This is a genomic window from Acidovorax sp. KKS102 (genome assembly GCF_000302535.1).
In the GTDB taxonomy this organism is placed as follows: Bacteria; Pseudomonadota; Gammaproteobacteria; order Burkholderiales; family Burkholderiaceae_C; genus Acidovorax.
Genome location: NC_018708.1, coordinates 151687 through 165028 on the forward strand (window position 1 = coordinate 151687; position 13342 = coordinate 165028).

Here is a 13342-nt window from a genome sequence, read left to right on the forward strand (position 1 = left end):
GTGAACACGTGCTGAGGGGCCTGCCAGCGCATTGACATACCGCAGTACGCGCTGCGGTCATTCACGACAGACTGAGGCCGACCCTTCAGAATGGTCGCAGGCCCTTGCCCTGACCTTGGGCCTCCGCATTCCACCCAACCGTGGCGCCCGCTGCCACCGGAGGAGCGCCCCGTGCCGCAGTCCCTTGTCCGACGCCGTGTTGTCCGACCGCCGCGCAGCGCTGCGACCGCAGAGGGCGTGACCCGCTGCGCTGTCAGCCTGCCGCTGCAGCGCGCGCAGCTGCCCCCCGTCCCCAGCACCCTGCTCATCCCGTTGGCGGCGCGCGCCCATGGGGGCCGCTATTTTCCCTGGCTGGACTGCCACGATGCCGTGGCCCCGGCGCTGCTGGCGCAGATGGATGCCGATGTGAACGGCACCCTGGACGACCTGCACACGGTGCTGCATGTGCTGTGGCGCACCCGGGCCATTCAGGAGGCGGGGCGCGCCTTTTTTGCCGCGCACCCGCAGGCCCTGGGCGTCAACCTGGGGTGTGGGCTGACCCACTATTTCCAGTGGCTGGACGGGGGGGCCAACCAGTGGCTCGATGCCGACCTGCCCGAGGTGATGGCGCTGCGCCGGCCGCTGCTGCCCCCGCCGTGCCCGCGCACGCGCCACGCCGATCTGGACCTGTCACAACCCGGCTGGTGGCAGCGGCTGGGGCTGCCCACGCAGCGCAGCGCCACGCCGGTGCTGCTGGTGTGCGAAGGCGTGCTGATGTACCTGCCGCCCGCGCAGGTGCATGCCGTGCTGGCCGAGTTTGCGCAGCATGCGCCGCCAGGCTCGCGCATGGTGCTGGACGTGATGACGCGCCGGGCCGTGGGCTGCGCGGCCCGCCACGCCAGCGTGCGGGCTACGGGTGCAGAGTTCCGCTGGGGCGTGGGCCGCATGGCGGAGCTGGAGGCCATGCACCCGCGCCTGCAGTTGCTGCGTGAGCAAAGCGTGGCGGAGGGCTATGGCTGGCCGGGCATCGCCATGGACTTGCTGTGGCGCCCGTGCCTGGGTGCGCCGCTGTATGGCCTGGCGACGCTGGGAATCAGGGAATGAAGTCCCACTGAGTCGTCTTTGGCGAATTGCCCGCAGTGGGGGCTACCCGTTACTCCCGCTGCGCCTGTTGTAGGGCGCGGCTACGGCCTGAGCGCCAGTGCGCGCATCCATTGGGGTGGCTGGCCCGTCAGCTGCCCCATGATGGCCGCCTGCAGCGGTGGCAGGCGCCGCGCGCCCTGCAGCACCAGTTGCCGCAGCAGGCGGGGCACCGGGCGGGCGTCGGTGTACAGGCGCACGATGGCGTTGGTGCCCTGGTAGATGGGCCAGGCGTGGCGGTGGTGGCTTTGGGCGTAAGGGGCCAGCGCGTCGGCGCTGCCGATGTCCTGCCCGCGCTGGCGCGCGCTCACCAGCGCGGCCGTGAGCCGCTCCACCCCTGCCAGGCCCAGGTTGTAGCCATGGGCCGTGACCGGGTGCATGCCCACGGCGGCGTCGCCCAGCAGCGCGCAGCGGTGGCCCGCAAAGCGCTGGGCATACACGGCCACCAGCGGGTAGGCGTGGCGTTCGCCCACCAGCGCCATGGGCCCCAGCCGGTCGTTGAATTGGGCCTGGACCTGGGCGGCAAAGGCCTCGGCGCTCTGGGCCATCAGCGCCGCCGCGTCGGCCGCACCCGCCGTGACCACCACCGAGCACAGCGCATGCCCCGCCTGTGGGTCATCGGGCAGGGGCAGCACGGCCAGCGTGCGGTCGTAGCCAAAGCATTCGTGGGCCACGTTGCCGTGGGGCAGGGCGTGGTGCATGCGGCAGACGATGACGGTGCGGCCAAAGTCGGTCATCTGCGCGCCGATGCCCAGCTGCCGGCGCGTGGCCGAAAAGCGGCTGTCGGCGGCCACCAGCAGCGGGGCCGTCAGGCGCTGGGCTGGCGCCCCAGAGGTACCGGCCGGCACATAGTCCAGCTCTGCATGCCCGGCCAGCGTGGCTGCGCGCGTGACCTGGGCCTGGGTGACGATTTGAACCCCCGGCGTGCGCGCCGCCACGGCGTAGGCGGTGCGGCGCAGCGCATGGTTGGGCACGATGAAGCCCAGCGCGCCGGGCGCTGCACCCTCCGGGGTCTGCGGGGTGCTCAGTTGCAGCGCGCTGTGCTGGCCCAGCGGGCCGTCGTGCACCTGGGCTTCGCAGATGGTGCCTACCTCATGCGCGGCCAGCAGGTCCCAGCTGCCCAGGCGCTGCAATGTGTCGCGGCTGGGGTGGGTCAGCGCGATCTCGCGGCCGTCCGGCGCGGGCGCGGCCAGCGTGCTGTCGCTCTGCTGCTCGACCACGGTGGCGGTGAACCCGGCCTGCGCCAGGGAAGTTGCCAGCGACAGGCCCGCCGGGCCTGCGCCGACGATGAGGACGTCGCTGTGGTGGGTGGTCATGGCGGGAGGAATGCAGGGTGACAAGGTGCCCGCCCCGGGACGGGGGGGCCGCGCGCCATTGTGGGCGGGCGGGTCGGGGCACGCTTTGCCCTGCGTCAAGCCATGGCGTTGTGGTGCTATATAAAAAATAGCTGTTCAGGCATATGGTTCTAGCGCTTCAGGGCTAAAACCCGGCGGTTTCAACAACGAAGTGCACGTTGCCAAAAGGTAGGCCCAGACAAGTAAGTGAAGATGACTTGTGTGACCTGCCAGTCAACCCAAGTGCACCATGAACTACACCCATCTGAGCCAAAGCGAACGTTACCAAATCCAATGCCTGCGCGACGTGGGGCTGTCGATCACACAGACAGCCCTGCGCCTGGGGCGCCACCGCAGCACCATTGCCCGCGAGATCCGGCGCAACAGCGACGCCAGCACAGCCTACCAAGCCCACAACGCCCATCAACAGGCTCTCTCGCGCCAAAGCGGCCAGACCAACGCTCAGCGCTTTGACGGTGCCCAGTGGGAGCTGGTGCTGTCGTATCTGCAGCTGGACCTGTCGCCTCAGCAGGCAGCCGCCCGCCTGGGGCTGGAAAGGCGCCTGCGCATCAGCCACACCTGCATCTACAACCGGCTGCGCCGCATGGGACAAGCTGCACCGCGCCTGCGTTGCGGCCATTGCCGGCGCAAGGCACACAGGGTGCGGGGCAACTGCGCGATCGCGTGGGTATCGCACAGCGCCCCGCCATCGTGGACAAGCGAGCGCGCCTGGGGGATTGGGAGGGCGACACCATCGTCTCGGGTGCGGGTGGGCTGGCAGGGCTGGTGACCCTGACCGAGCGGCGCTCGCGCTACACACTGGCGCAGCGTGTGCAGCGGCGCCAGGCCGAGCCGGTGGGCCAGGCCATCATCGAAATGCTCAGGCCCCATCCCAAGCGCCGCCACACCCTGACGCTGGACAACGGCAAGGAGTTCGCCGAGCACAGGTGGGTGCACAGACGCCTGAAGACGAAGGTGTACTTTGCTGACCCGCACAGCCCCTGGCAGCGAGGACTCAACGAGAACCACAATGGGCTGCTACGCCACTACTTCCCCAAGGGCAGCGATCTGGGCAAGGCCAGCGAGCAAGAGGTGCTCCAAGCCGTGTACCGGCTCAACCACCGACCCCGCAGATGCTTGGGCTGGAAGACTCCGCATGAGGTGTTCCACGGCTACAAAGTGACCCCACTTACACTGGGGACTGGTGCACTTCGTTGTTGAAACCGCCCCCATAAAACTCAGTCTTTGGCAGCCTTGCGCGGGCTTTTGGCGGACTTCTTTTTGGCCGGGCCCGCCTTCTTGCCGCGCAGGTGCAGCACCCACGCCACCAGCAGCCACAGGTAGCCCGCCGGGATGCTGTACGCCGCCCAAGCCGCCAGCGACAGCGGCGGCGCGGTGATGGAGCGGGGGTTGGCCATGGTCTCCAGCAACTGGCGCGTGCCGGCGCCCAGTGTGGGCGTGGCGTGCTGGCTGCCCGATCGGGCCATGAGGGCGCCCATGAAGGTGAAGAACTCCATGAGCAGCGCACCGATCAGAAAACACGCCAGCAAGGCCATCAGCTGCGCCACCGCGCGCCGGTTGCCCTTGGCCAGCAACACGATGACCGACACCAGCCACAGCACGGGCAACAACAGGGCCAGGGCGGGCCAGGCGGACAGGAGCATTTTCATGGGCAGCGACGTCGAGGATGTGTTGCGGCCCGTTGCCGCACACCAATGTGGCTGCGGATGATAGACCCACCTTCACCCCCGGCTGGGGGGCGCTTGTGTGTCAGACCGCATCTCCATGACGGGCCGCAAGGGTGGGCCGGTCGCCGTCAGCGCGGGGCGTTTGGTCGGGGTGCTGAAGTGTCGGGTGCGGCCGGGTGGCCTGCGCTGGGCGCTGGGCCCACCATCTCGCGCATGCGGCGGCGCAGGGCGCGGTCACGGCGGTCGTCGGCTTCCCAGTCGGCTTTCACGCCGCGCCACAGTGCCAGCGCCATCAGCAGGATGACGGCGGTGAACGGCAGCGCGAACACGATGGTGGCGGTCTGCACCGCCTTCACGCCGCCGGCCAGCAGCAGGCTGATGGCGATGCCCGACACCAGCACGCCCCAGGTGATCTTGACGCGCGCCGACGGGTTCTCATTGCCGCCGGTGCTCATCATGCCCAACACCAGCGTGGCCGAGTCGCCCGAGGTGACGAAGAACACGAGCACCAGCACGGTGGCCACGAACGACATCACGGCACCCCAGGGCAGCGCGTTGAACATGGCAAAAAGTGCGGTGGACACATCGGCCTTGACGGCTTCCGACAGAGGCACGCCCTGCATGATCTCCAGGTGCAGCGCCGTACCGCCGAACACCGAGAACCACACAAACGCGGCCAGCGTGGGCGCCAGCACGGTGCCCAGGATGAATTCGCGAATCGTGCGCCCGCGCGAGACGCGTGCGATGAACAGGCCCACAAAGGGCGACCAGCTCACCCACCAGGCCCAGTAAAACACCGTCCAGCCGCTCACCCAGCCGCTGTCGCGGAACGGCGTCATGCGCAGGCTCATGCGCACGAACTCGCTCAGGTAGCTGCCCAGCGTCTTGGTGAAGCTGTCGATGATGATCACCGTGGGGCCCAACACGAACACCGCCAGCGCCAGCAGCGCCGCCATGACCAGGTTGATGGTGGACAGCCACTTGATGCCCCGCGCCACGCCCGACACGGCCGAGGTGAGGAACAGCACCGTGGTCACCACGATGATGCCCACCTGCCAGGCCTCGTTCACCGGCACGCCCATCGTGGCTGCCAGGCCGCTGTTGATCTGCAGCGCGCCCATGCCCAGCGATGCGGCCACGCCAAAGGCCGTGGCGATCACAGCGAGGATGTTCACGACGGGCCCGATGCGCTGCAGCGGCGCCCAGGGCAGCGCCATCACCGCCGTGCTGACCAGGGCTGAGCCGCCACGGCGGAACTGGAAAAACGCGATCGCCAACGCGACGATGCTGTACACCGCCCAGGGGTGCAGGCCCCAGTGGAAAAAGCTGTAGCGCATGGCTGCGTTGGCAGCCTCGGGCGTATTGGGCGCGATGCCGGGCGGCGGCGTGCCGTAGTGCGAAATGGGCTCTGCCACACCCCAGAACACGAGGCCGATGCCCATGCCCGCCGCAAACAGCATGGCAAACCACGCGCCGATGGAGAACTCGGGCTCGTCGTCCTCCTGCCCCAGCTTCAGATCGCCATAGCGGCTGAAGGCCAGGATGAGCGCCATCACCACCAGGCCCAGCACCACCCACAGGTAGAACCAGCCGAAATTGCGCGTGATGGCCGCCAGGGCCGTGTCGAACACGGTGCCCAGCGAATCGGGCGCAACCACGCCCCAGAGCACGATGGCGAGGATCAGCCCCGCCGAGATGAGAAGTTCCATGGAGTCACCTTTCTCGAAGATCAACAAAGGATGTGCTGCCGGGCGCTTATCAGGCACCGGCGCGCTGTTCAGTACCAGCGGCAAAACCCGGCAGACTCCGTCGGCCAAAGACGACGAAAGGCGGTCTCCCGGGCTGCCTGGTGCGCGCCAACGCGCAGCCAAGGGGGCAGACAGGAGCGTGCCAAAACACATCACGAAAAAAAGGCGGGCCCGACGCAGCAATGCGTGGCCCTGGAAGCCCACGCACACCCGGGTGACCGGGGTACGGATGCCTCCATGCCGATGCGCGCAGCGGTGGCGCGGCAAGGCGGTTTACCTGCGGACGAATGCGCCAGAAAAGGCGGCCGTCAGGCAGCAAAGAAGCTGCACGCAGAGAGGGAGGAGCCGCAATTTTATGTAACACCCCACCACGGCCGCGGGAAATACCGCAGTCAAGCGCAGGGACGCTGTCAATTTGGAGACGTGCCAGCATGGTCAGTGGATGGGCCCGCTGGTACGCTGCGTCGCCATGGAGACAACACACACAACCCCGCCCTACATCCCCCAGATCCGCCTGTACCAGAACTGGCTGCGCGACCAGCGCGGTCTGCAGTTCGACAGCTACGACGCGCTGTGGCGCTGGTCCACCACCGACCTTGACGCCTTCTGGCAGAGCATCTGGGACTACTTCCAGCTGCAGTCGCCCACGCCCCACACGGCCGTGCTGGCAAAGAACACCATGCCCGGCGCTTTGTGGTTCCCCGGTGCGCAGGTCAACTACGCACGCCAGGCGCTGCGGCATGTGGATGCCGCCCACGCGGCGGGCCTGCCCGCCATCATCAGCCGCAACGAAAAGGGCCAGCACCGCGAGCTGAGCTGGCCCGAGCTGCGCCGCCAGGTGGCGTCGCTGGCGCTGCACCTCAAGGCCCAGGGCGTCCAGCCCGGCGACCGCGTGGCCGCCTACCTGCCCAACGTGCCCGAGGCCATGATCGCCTTCCTGGCCACGGTGAGCATTGGCGGCGTGTGGAGCATCTGCGCGCCCGACATGGGCACGCATGCGGTGCTTGACCGCTTCCGCCAGATCGAGCCCAAGGTGCTGATCGGTGTGGACGGCGTGAGCTACGGCGGCCGCGACCACGACCGCCGCCCCGTGCTGGCCGAGCTGCGCGAGGACCTGCCCAGCGTGCAGCACGCGGTGCTGCTGGGCAATCTGGATGCTTCTGTTTCGATAGCTGGCTGGGCAAGCTGGACTGGCGCTACCGCCCGAAATGACGCTGAAACGGCGGCTTTCGAGCCCATGTGGCTGCCGTTCGACCACCCGCTGTGGATCGTCTACTCCAGCGGCACCACCGGCCTGCCCAAGCCCATCGTGCACGGCCACGGCGGCACGGTGCTGGTGGCGCTGCAGCTCAAGGTGCTGCACAACGACATCGGCTGCAGCTACGAGGCCAACAGCTTTGGCGAGCGTTACCACTGGTACAGCTCCACCGGCTGGGTGATGTGGAACGCGCAGCTCAGCGGCCTGCTCTCGGGCACCACCTGCGTCATCTTTGACGGCAACCCCGGCGGCAGCAAGGACCACCCCGACTGGGGCGTGCTGTGGCGCTTTGCAGCCGAGACGGGCGTGACCTTTTTCGGTGCGGGCGCGGCGTTTTTTGCCAACTGCATGAAGGCGGGCATCACGCTCAGCGACTATGGCGACCTCACCCGCATCCGCGCGCTGGGCACCACGGGATCGCCGTTGTCGCCCGAGGTGCAGCAGTGGGGCACGGCGCAGTTCGAGGCCATTGGTACGCACGATATCTGGTGGAACAACATTTCAGGGGGCACCGACTTTTGCGGCGCCTTCATCGGCGGCAACCGTGAGATGCCGCAGGTGCCCGGCGAGATGCAATGCCGCATGCTGGGCGCAGCCGTGGAGTCGTGGGACGCCGAGGGCCGTCCCGTGGAGGACGCGGTGGGCGAGCTGGTCTGCGCGCAGCCCATTCCGTCCATGCCGCTGTACCTGTGGGGCGACAAGGACGGTTCGCGTTATCTGTCGAGCTACTTCGACATGTACCCCGCAGGCCACGGCCGCCAGCCCGGCGGTGGCGACGGCCCCGCCAGCATGGGCGCGGTCTGGCGCCATGGCGACTGGCTCAAGATCGGCACCAACGGCGGCTGCGTGATCTATGGCCGTTCTGATGCCACCATCAACCGCCACGGCCTGCGCATGGGCACGAGCGAGATTTACAGCGCGGTGGAGGCCTTGCCCGAAGTGCTCGACAGCTTGGTGGTGGACCTGGAATACCTGGGCCGCGAGAGCTACATGCCGCTGTTTGTGGTGCTGCGCCCTGGCTACGCGCTGGACGACGCCCTGCGTGCGCGCATCAACGGCGCCGTGCGCACGGCGCTGAGCCCACGCTTTGTGCCCGACGACATCTTTGCGGTGGCCGAGGTGCCACGCACCTTGAGCGGCAAGAAGCAGGAGCTGCCCATCAAAAAGCTGCTGCTGGGCCAGCCCATCGAAAAGGTGGTCAACAAGGACGCGATGGCCAACCCGGGGTGTCTGGACTGGTATGTGGCGTTTGCGGAGCAGCGGGTGAGTGCGCTCCAAAAATAATAGCTGCTAGCGCTTATTCAATAAGCGCTAGCACCTTGTTTGGATGCAAGAGTTAGTGCGGCACTGAGGCGCGCTGCGCCCCAGGGGGTCAGTCCAGCTTCGCGCCAGACGCCTTGATCAGCCGCTCCCACACCGGACGTTCCTTGTTCATGGCGGCGGTGAACAACGCCGGGGAGCTCTTCTGCACATCAAAGCCCATGGCCGTGATGCGCTGGGCCACATCGGGATGCTCGGTGGCCTTGCGCACCTCGGCCGCAACGCGCTCCAGGATGGCGGGCGGTGTGCCTGCGGGGGCGCCAAACGCCAGCCAGCCCGCTACGCGGTAGGCCTCGTCGTTCAGGCCCTGCTCGCCCAGTGTGGGCACATTGGGCAGCGTGCCCATGCGGCGCTCGCCGCTCACGCCAATGGCCTTGAGCTTGCCGGCGTCGATGTGCGCCTTGACCTGCAGTGCGCTCGCAAAAGCAATCTGGATCTGCCCGCCCAGCAGGTCCTGCACCATAGGCGCCTCGCCCCGGTAGGCCACGTGGCTCATGTCTGCGTTTTGCGACTGGCTCATGTACGCGCCGGCCAGGTGCGGGTAGGCGCCCGTGCCGTACGAGCCATAAGCCACCTTGCCTTTGTTGGCGGCGATGTACTTCAGCAGCTCGGGCCCCGTGGCCACCGGCACGCTGGGGTGGGCCACCAGCACCAGGGGGGCGATGGCGATCTGGTAGATGGGCGCGATGTCTTTCTCGGGGCTGTAGGGCAGCTTGGTGTACAGGAACTGGTTGGTGAGCATGGAGTTGCTCAGCGCCAGCAGCAGCGTGTAGCCGTCCGGCGCGGCCTTGGCCACCGCGTCGGTGCCGATGATGCCGGCTGCGCCGGGCTTGTTGTCGATGACCATGGGCTGGCCCAGGCCCACCGCCATCTTTTCGGCCAGCACGCGCGCCAGCACGTCGGTGGCGCCGCCGGGGGCGAAGGGCACCACCACCTTGATGGACTTGTTGGGGTAGGCAGCCTGCGCCCAGGCGGCGGTGCCGGTGCAGGTGGTGGCAGCGGCCAGCGCGGCAGCGCCGAGCCAGGAACGGCGGGTGAATGCGTGGAAGGGCATGGGTTTGTCTCCTGTCATGGTTATAAAAATCACTCTGCGGGCTCCGCGATGCATGGTGGCGGGCCGTGGCCTGGCTGTCACGCCATGGGCTTATGCGGTCTGGGGGCTCCCTGCGGCGGGAGCGGTGGTGACCCGCACGGTGAGGGGCAGGGGCGCGAGCAGTTCGCGCAGGCGGGCCTGCAGCGTGTCAGCGTCAGGGCCCGGGGCCACGGTCACGCGCACGGCGTTGTCGCCCTCGGGCTGCACCTGGGGGCGGGGGCTGCCTGGGGCTTCTGCGCACACGCTATCCACCAGCGCCTGCACCGTGTAGCAGGCGGCGCGCTGGCGCAGCTCGGGCTTGTAGATCTTGCCCACGTTGGTCACGGGCATGGTCTCGATCACCTGCACCCAGCGCGGGCGGGCCACAGCCTCGTCCACGCGCTCGGCGGTAAAGGCCATCAACTCCGCTTCGGTCACCTGCTCGCCGGGCCGCAGCGTGGCGTACACCACGGGCAGCTCGCCCGCATAGGCATCGGGTGCGCCCACGGCGGCGCACAGCTGCACGGCGGGGTGGGCGCCCAGTGCGTCCTCGATCACCTTGGGGTCGATGTTGTGGCCGCTGCGGATGATGAGGTCCTTGGAGCGGCCGCTCAGGTGCAGGCGGCCCTGCTCGTCCACAAAGCCCAGGTCGCCCGTGGCCAGCCAGCCGTCATGGGTGAAGGCCTTGGCGGTGTCGGCCGCATCCAGAAAACCCGAGAACAGGTTGGGTGACTGGAACAGCACCATGCCCGGCTGGCCCTGCGGCAGGTCTTGGTCGGAGGCATTGCCCTGCGCATCCAGCGCCACCACGCGCAACTGCGTGTAGGGCAGCCGCCAGCCCACGCACCCTGCGGGCGCGTTCACGCCGGGGGGCGTGATGGTGGAGATGCCCGCCATCTCCGTCATGCCCAGGCTTTCGTGGATGTGCAGGTTGAACAGCCGCTCGAACCGCGCCGCCAGCTCGGGCGCCAGGATGGCCGCGCCGGTGCGGCAGTAGCGCAGGGTGGAAATGTCGGCCCCGTCCAGCGGCACATTGGCCAGCGCTGCCAGCACCGTGGGCACGGCGGACAGGTAGGTGCAGCGGTAGCGCTCCACCAGCCGCCAGTAGTTGGCAATCACCTCGCGGTTGCGGAACAGGCCGGTGGTGGGGATGATGGTTTCCACCCCCGCCGACAGCGCCGCCAGCGAGCCCGGCAGCACGCCCGCCACATGGAACAGCGGGTAGCCGTTGATGCCCACGTCCTCGGGCCGTATGCCCTGCATCTGCACGCTGCCCCAGGCGGTGAACACCTGTGCGCCGTGGCTGTGGCGGGCCAGCTTGGGCGCACCCGTGGTGCCGCCGGTGTGGAAGTACGCGGCGATGTCCGTGGCTGCGATGCGGCGGCCGCTCACCAGGTGGTCGCTCGGGTGCTGGTGTCGCGCGGCCAGGTCCAGCACGCCAGCGGGCAGGGCGGGCGCGGCACCCGGCGCCTCATCGTGCGGTGCCACGCGCAGCACTGTCTGCAGCGTGGGCACCAGGGCGCGCAGGCGCAGGGCCTTGCTCCAGTAGCCCAGGTCGCCTTCGCCACCGTAGGCAATCAGCACCTTGGCACGGGCGAGCTGCATCATGGCCGCGATCTTCTCGTCGGTGAGCATGGGGTTGAGCGGCTGCACGATGCCCGCCGCCTCGCCGCCCCACAGGGCCAGGTGGTATTCCAGGCAGCCGGGCAGTAGCACGGCCACGGCATCTTCGGGGCCCACGCCCAGGTGGTACAGCAGGTTGGCCGTCTGGTGGATGCCGGTGAGCAGCTGCGCGTACGACCAGCGGATGGGTTCGGCGGCAGGGTCTGCGGTAGGCAAAAAGGTCAGCGCCGTCTTGTCGCCAAACGCCGCCGCCGAGTTCACAAAAATCTCGTAGGTGCTCTGCACCGGCAGCGCCTCGGCCAGGGGGCGGGCTTCGATCCGCTGTACATCCTGCAGGCTGCGCACCGGGGCACCGGGGGCAAAAGGCAGGTGGAGCGGGGGCATCTGAGGGAGGCGCATGGCGTGTCTCGGGTCTTATCTCGGGTCTTGTGGGGGAGGTCGGGTCAGTCACAGGGCGGATGCGGCATCGTCCTACCCTGCCGCGCCCGCCGCGTGGCCACAGTCTGTCTGTGTGTCCGCGCAAAAGCAGTCACGCAGATGTCAGAGAGGGTTAACGATCCCCTGCGGTGCGGCACACCCATAATGGACCTTGTTGATTGCCACTGCGCGCGCCTCCGCGCGCCCTTCCTCCATGAACACTCCGCAACCGCCCAAACGTTTTTCGATGATCCGTGAGTTCCACCTTGCCGACTGGTTCACGCTGGGCAACGCGGTCTGCGGCGTGGGCGCGCTGTTCTCGGTCATGTCGTACCTGGAGACCAGCAATGTGGTGCATGTGTACTTTGCATGTGCCCTGGTGCTGGCCGCGCTGATCTTTGATGTGCTGGACGGCCGCATCGCCCGCTGGCGCCAGAAAAGTTCGGCCATGGGCCGCGAGCTGGACTCGCTGGCCGACGTGATCTCGTTCGGCGTGGCTCCGGCCATCATTGCCTATGGCTGCGGCATGCAGGGCCTGTACGACCGCATCGTGCTGGCCTACTTTGTGGCCTGCGGCGTGTCGCGCCTGGCGCGCTACAACGTCACCGCCGAAACGCTGTCGGGCGACGATGGCAAGGTCAAATACTTTGAAGGCACACCCATCCCCACCTCCATCGTGCTGGTGGGCCTGCTGGCACTGGCCGCCTGGCTGGGTGCGGTGCGCGAGAACTTGTGGTTTGGCAAGCTGCTGATCGGCGGTTTCACGCTGCACCCGCTGGTGCTGCTGTTTGCGCTGTCGGGGTCGCTGATGATCAGCCGGATCCGCATTCCCAAGCTCTGAGTCACTCGCGGGGTCGTCCCCTGTTTCTGCACGTTGAACCCCATGGCACTCCAAAAAATCGCTGCGTTCTCCGACGGCACCCAGGGCGGCAACCCCGCCGGTGTGTGGATCGGTGACGCTCTGCCCAGCCCCGCCGACATGCAGCGCATTGCTGCCGAAGTCGGCTTTTCTGAAACCGCGTTTGCCGCGCCGCTCGGCGATGGCCGCTGGCGCGTGCGCTACTTTGCGCCTGAGAGCGAGGTGCCCTTTTGTGGTCACGCCACGATTGCCCTGGGCGCCGCGCTCGCGCAGCGCGAGGGCGACGGCGTGTTTGCGCTGTCGCTGAGCCAGGCCGAGATCACGGTCGAAGGCCGCCGCGTTGGCGATCTGGTGCAGGCGGCGTTGCAGTCGCCCCCCACGCGCAGCGGGCCTGTGCCTGCGGGGCTGCTTGCCGATGCGCTGGCCCTGTTTGGCCTCAGCGCGGCCGATCTGGACCCGCGCATACCGCCCGCGCTCATCCACGGCGGGGCCGACCACCTGGTGGTGGCGCTGCGCAGCCGTGGGGCGCTGGCGGCCATGCACTACGCGCTGGACGCGGGCCGCACGCTGATGGTGAACGCCAAGCTCGTCACCATCGTGCTGGTGTGGGTGGAGTCGGACCGCCTGCTGCACACCCGCAATGCCTTTGCCTCGGGCGGCGTGCTGGAAGACCCGGCCACGGGCGCCGCCACCGCCGCGCTGGCGGGCTACCTGCGCGACCTGGGCTGGCCGCACGGCGGCGCCATCGATGTGGTGCAGGGCGAGGACATGGGCATGCGCTCGCGCCTGCGGGCCGAGATCGGGCCCGTGCCCGGCAGCTCCATCCGCGTGTCGGGCACTGCACGGTGGATGGGCGATGGTGAATGATTTTGCTATTGAAAATATAGCTGTTAGCGCATGATGC

General features: G+C 68.2%; 11 protein-coding genes. 6 read left to right on the forward strand and 5 right to left on the reverse strand.

What is annotated here, in order from left to right; all coding sequences use genetic code 11:
- The first annotated feature begins 171 nt into the window (after nt 1-171).
- Nucleotides 172-1083 carry a class I SAM-dependent methyltransferase gene (locus C380_RS00720; RefSeq protein ID WP_238544058.1) on the forward strand — a complete coding sequence of 304 codons (912 nt, stop codon included), beginning with the start codon at nt 172-174 and terminating at the stop codon, nt 1081-1083.
- 80 nt (nt 1084-1163) lie between these two features.
- Here the strand turns inward: C380_RS00720 and ubiM are convergent, their stop codons facing one another.
- Nucleotides 1164-2435 carry a 5-demethoxyubiquinol-8 5-hydroxylase UbiM gene (gene ubiM, locus C380_RS00725; protein ID WP_015011972.1) on the reverse strand — a complete coding sequence of 424 codons (1272 nt, stop codon included), beginning with the start codon at nt 2433-2435 and terminating at the stop codon, nt 1164-1166.
- A 268-nt stretch (nt 2436-2703) separates the two neighbouring features.
- Here ubiM and C380_RS25740 point away from each other — a divergent pair, with 268 nt between their 5' ends.
- A complete protein-coding gene (locus C380_RS25740; protein WP_015011973.1) occupies nt 2704-3243 on the forward strand; it encodes a helix-turn-helix domain-containing protein in 540 nt (179 codons plus the stop codon).
- Nucleotides 3165-3674, forward strand: a complete 510-nt coding sequence (locus C380_RS25745) for an IS30 family transposase (RefSeq protein ID WP_369750476.1) — start codon at nt 3165-3167, stop codon at nt 3672-3674. Before C380_RS25740 ends, C380_RS25745 begins: the two co-directional genes overlap by 79 nt.
- A gap of 17 nt (nt 3675-3691) precedes the next feature.
- On the opposite strand, the gene C380_RS00735 is transcribed toward C380_RS25745, so the two are convergent.
- Both C380_RS00735 and C380_RS00740 read right to left on the reverse strand, forming a co-directional pair.
- Nucleotides 3692-4123 carry a hypothetical protein gene (locus C380_RS00735; protein ID WP_015011975.1) on the reverse strand — a complete coding sequence of 144 codons (432 nt, stop codon included), beginning with the start codon at nt 4121-4123 and terminating at the stop codon, nt 3692-3694.
- A gap of 146 nt (nt 4124-4269) precedes the next feature.
- Entirely contained in the window at nt 4270-5850 is a 1581-nt protein-coding gene (locus C380_RS00740) for a BCCT family transporter (RefSeq protein WP_015011976.1), read from the reverse strand.
- Nucleotides 5851-6358: 508 nt separating this feature from the next.
- Between C380_RS00740 and C380_RS00745 the strand changes: the two genes are divergently transcribed.
- The gene (locus C380_RS00745) at nt 6359-8431 is read left to right on the forward strand and encodes an acetoacetate--CoA ligase (RefSeq protein ID WP_043565872.1); all 2073 of its coding nucleotides are present in this window, start codon (nt 6359-6361) and stop codon (nt 8429-8431) included.
- Between the two features lie 88 nt (nt 8432-8519).
- On the opposite strand, the gene C380_RS00750 is transcribed toward C380_RS00745, so the two are convergent.
- Both C380_RS00750 and C380_RS00755 read right to left on the reverse strand, forming a co-directional pair.
- The gene (locus tag C380_RS00750) at nt 8520-9521 is read right to left on the reverse strand and encodes a tripartite tricarboxylate transporter substrate binding protein (protein WP_015011978.1); all 1002 of its coding nucleotides are present in this window, start codon (nt 9519-9521) and stop codon (nt 8520-8522) included.
- Between the two features lie 90 nt (nt 9522-9611).
- Nucleotides 9612-11561 carry an acyl-CoA synthetase gene (locus tag C380_RS00755; protein ID WP_015011979.1) on the reverse strand — a complete coding sequence of 650 codons (1950 nt, stop codon included), beginning with the start codon at nt 11559-11561 and terminating at the stop codon, nt 9612-9614.
- Nucleotides 11562-11793: 232 nt separating this feature from the next.
- On the opposite strand from C380_RS00755, the gene pssA reads away from it, so the two are divergent.
- Together pssA and C380_RS00765 are read left to right on the forward strand one after the other, a co-directional pair.
- Nucleotides 11794-12420 carry a CDP-diacylglycerol--serine O-phosphatidyltransferase gene (gene pssA, locus C380_RS00760; protein ID WP_043565028.1) on the forward strand — a complete coding sequence of 209 codons (627 nt, stop codon included), beginning with the start codon at nt 11794-11796 and terminating at the stop codon, nt 12418-12420.
- A 42-nt stretch (nt 12421-12462) separates the two neighbouring features.
- Entirely contained in the window at nt 12463-13305 is an 843-nt protein-coding gene (locus C380_RS00765; RefSeq protein ID WP_015011981.1) for a PhzF family phenazine biosynthesis protein, read from the forward strand.
- Nucleotides 13306-13342: the final 37 nt, after the last annotated feature.

What these genes read in the sequence shown, in the direction of transcription:
- C380_RS00765 (WP_015011981.1), top strand. Translation starts at nt 12,463, where the DNA reads ATGGCACTCCAAAAAATCGCTGCGTTCTCCGACGGCACCCAGGGCGGC.
- ubiM (WP_015011972.1), bottom strand. Translation starts at nt 2,435, where the DNA reads ATGACCACCCACCACAGCGACGTCCTCATCGTCGGCGCAGGCCCGGCG.
- C380_RS00740 (WP_015011976.1), bottom strand. Translation starts at nt 5,850, where the DNA reads ATGGAACTTCTCATCTCGGCGGGGCTGATCCTCGCCATCGTGCTCTGG.
- pssA (WP_043565028.1), top strand. Translation starts at nt 11,794, where the DNA reads ATGAACACTCCGCAACCGCCCAAACGTTTTTCGATGATCCGTGAGTTC.
- C380_RS00755 (WP_015011979.1), bottom strand. Translation starts at nt 11,561, where the DNA reads ATGCGCCTCCCTCAGATGCCCCCGCTCCACCTGCCTTTTGCCCCCGGT.
- C380_RS00735 (WP_015011975.1), bottom strand. Translation starts at nt 4,123, where the DNA reads ATGAAAATGCTCCTGTCCGCCTGGCCCGCCCTGGCCCTGTTGTTGCCC.
- C380_RS25740 (WP_015011973.1), top strand. Translation starts at nt 2,704, where the DNA reads ATGAACTACACCCATCTGAGCCAAAGCGAACGTTACCAAATCCAATGC.
- C380_RS00745 (WP_043565872.1), top strand. Translation starts at nt 6,359, where the DNA reads ATGGAGACAACACACACAACCCCGCCCTACATCCCCCAGATCCGCCTG.
- C380_RS00750 (WP_015011978.1), bottom strand. Translation starts at nt 9,521, where the DNA reads ATGCCCTTCCACGCATTCACCCGCCGTTCCTGGCTCGGCGCTGCCGCG.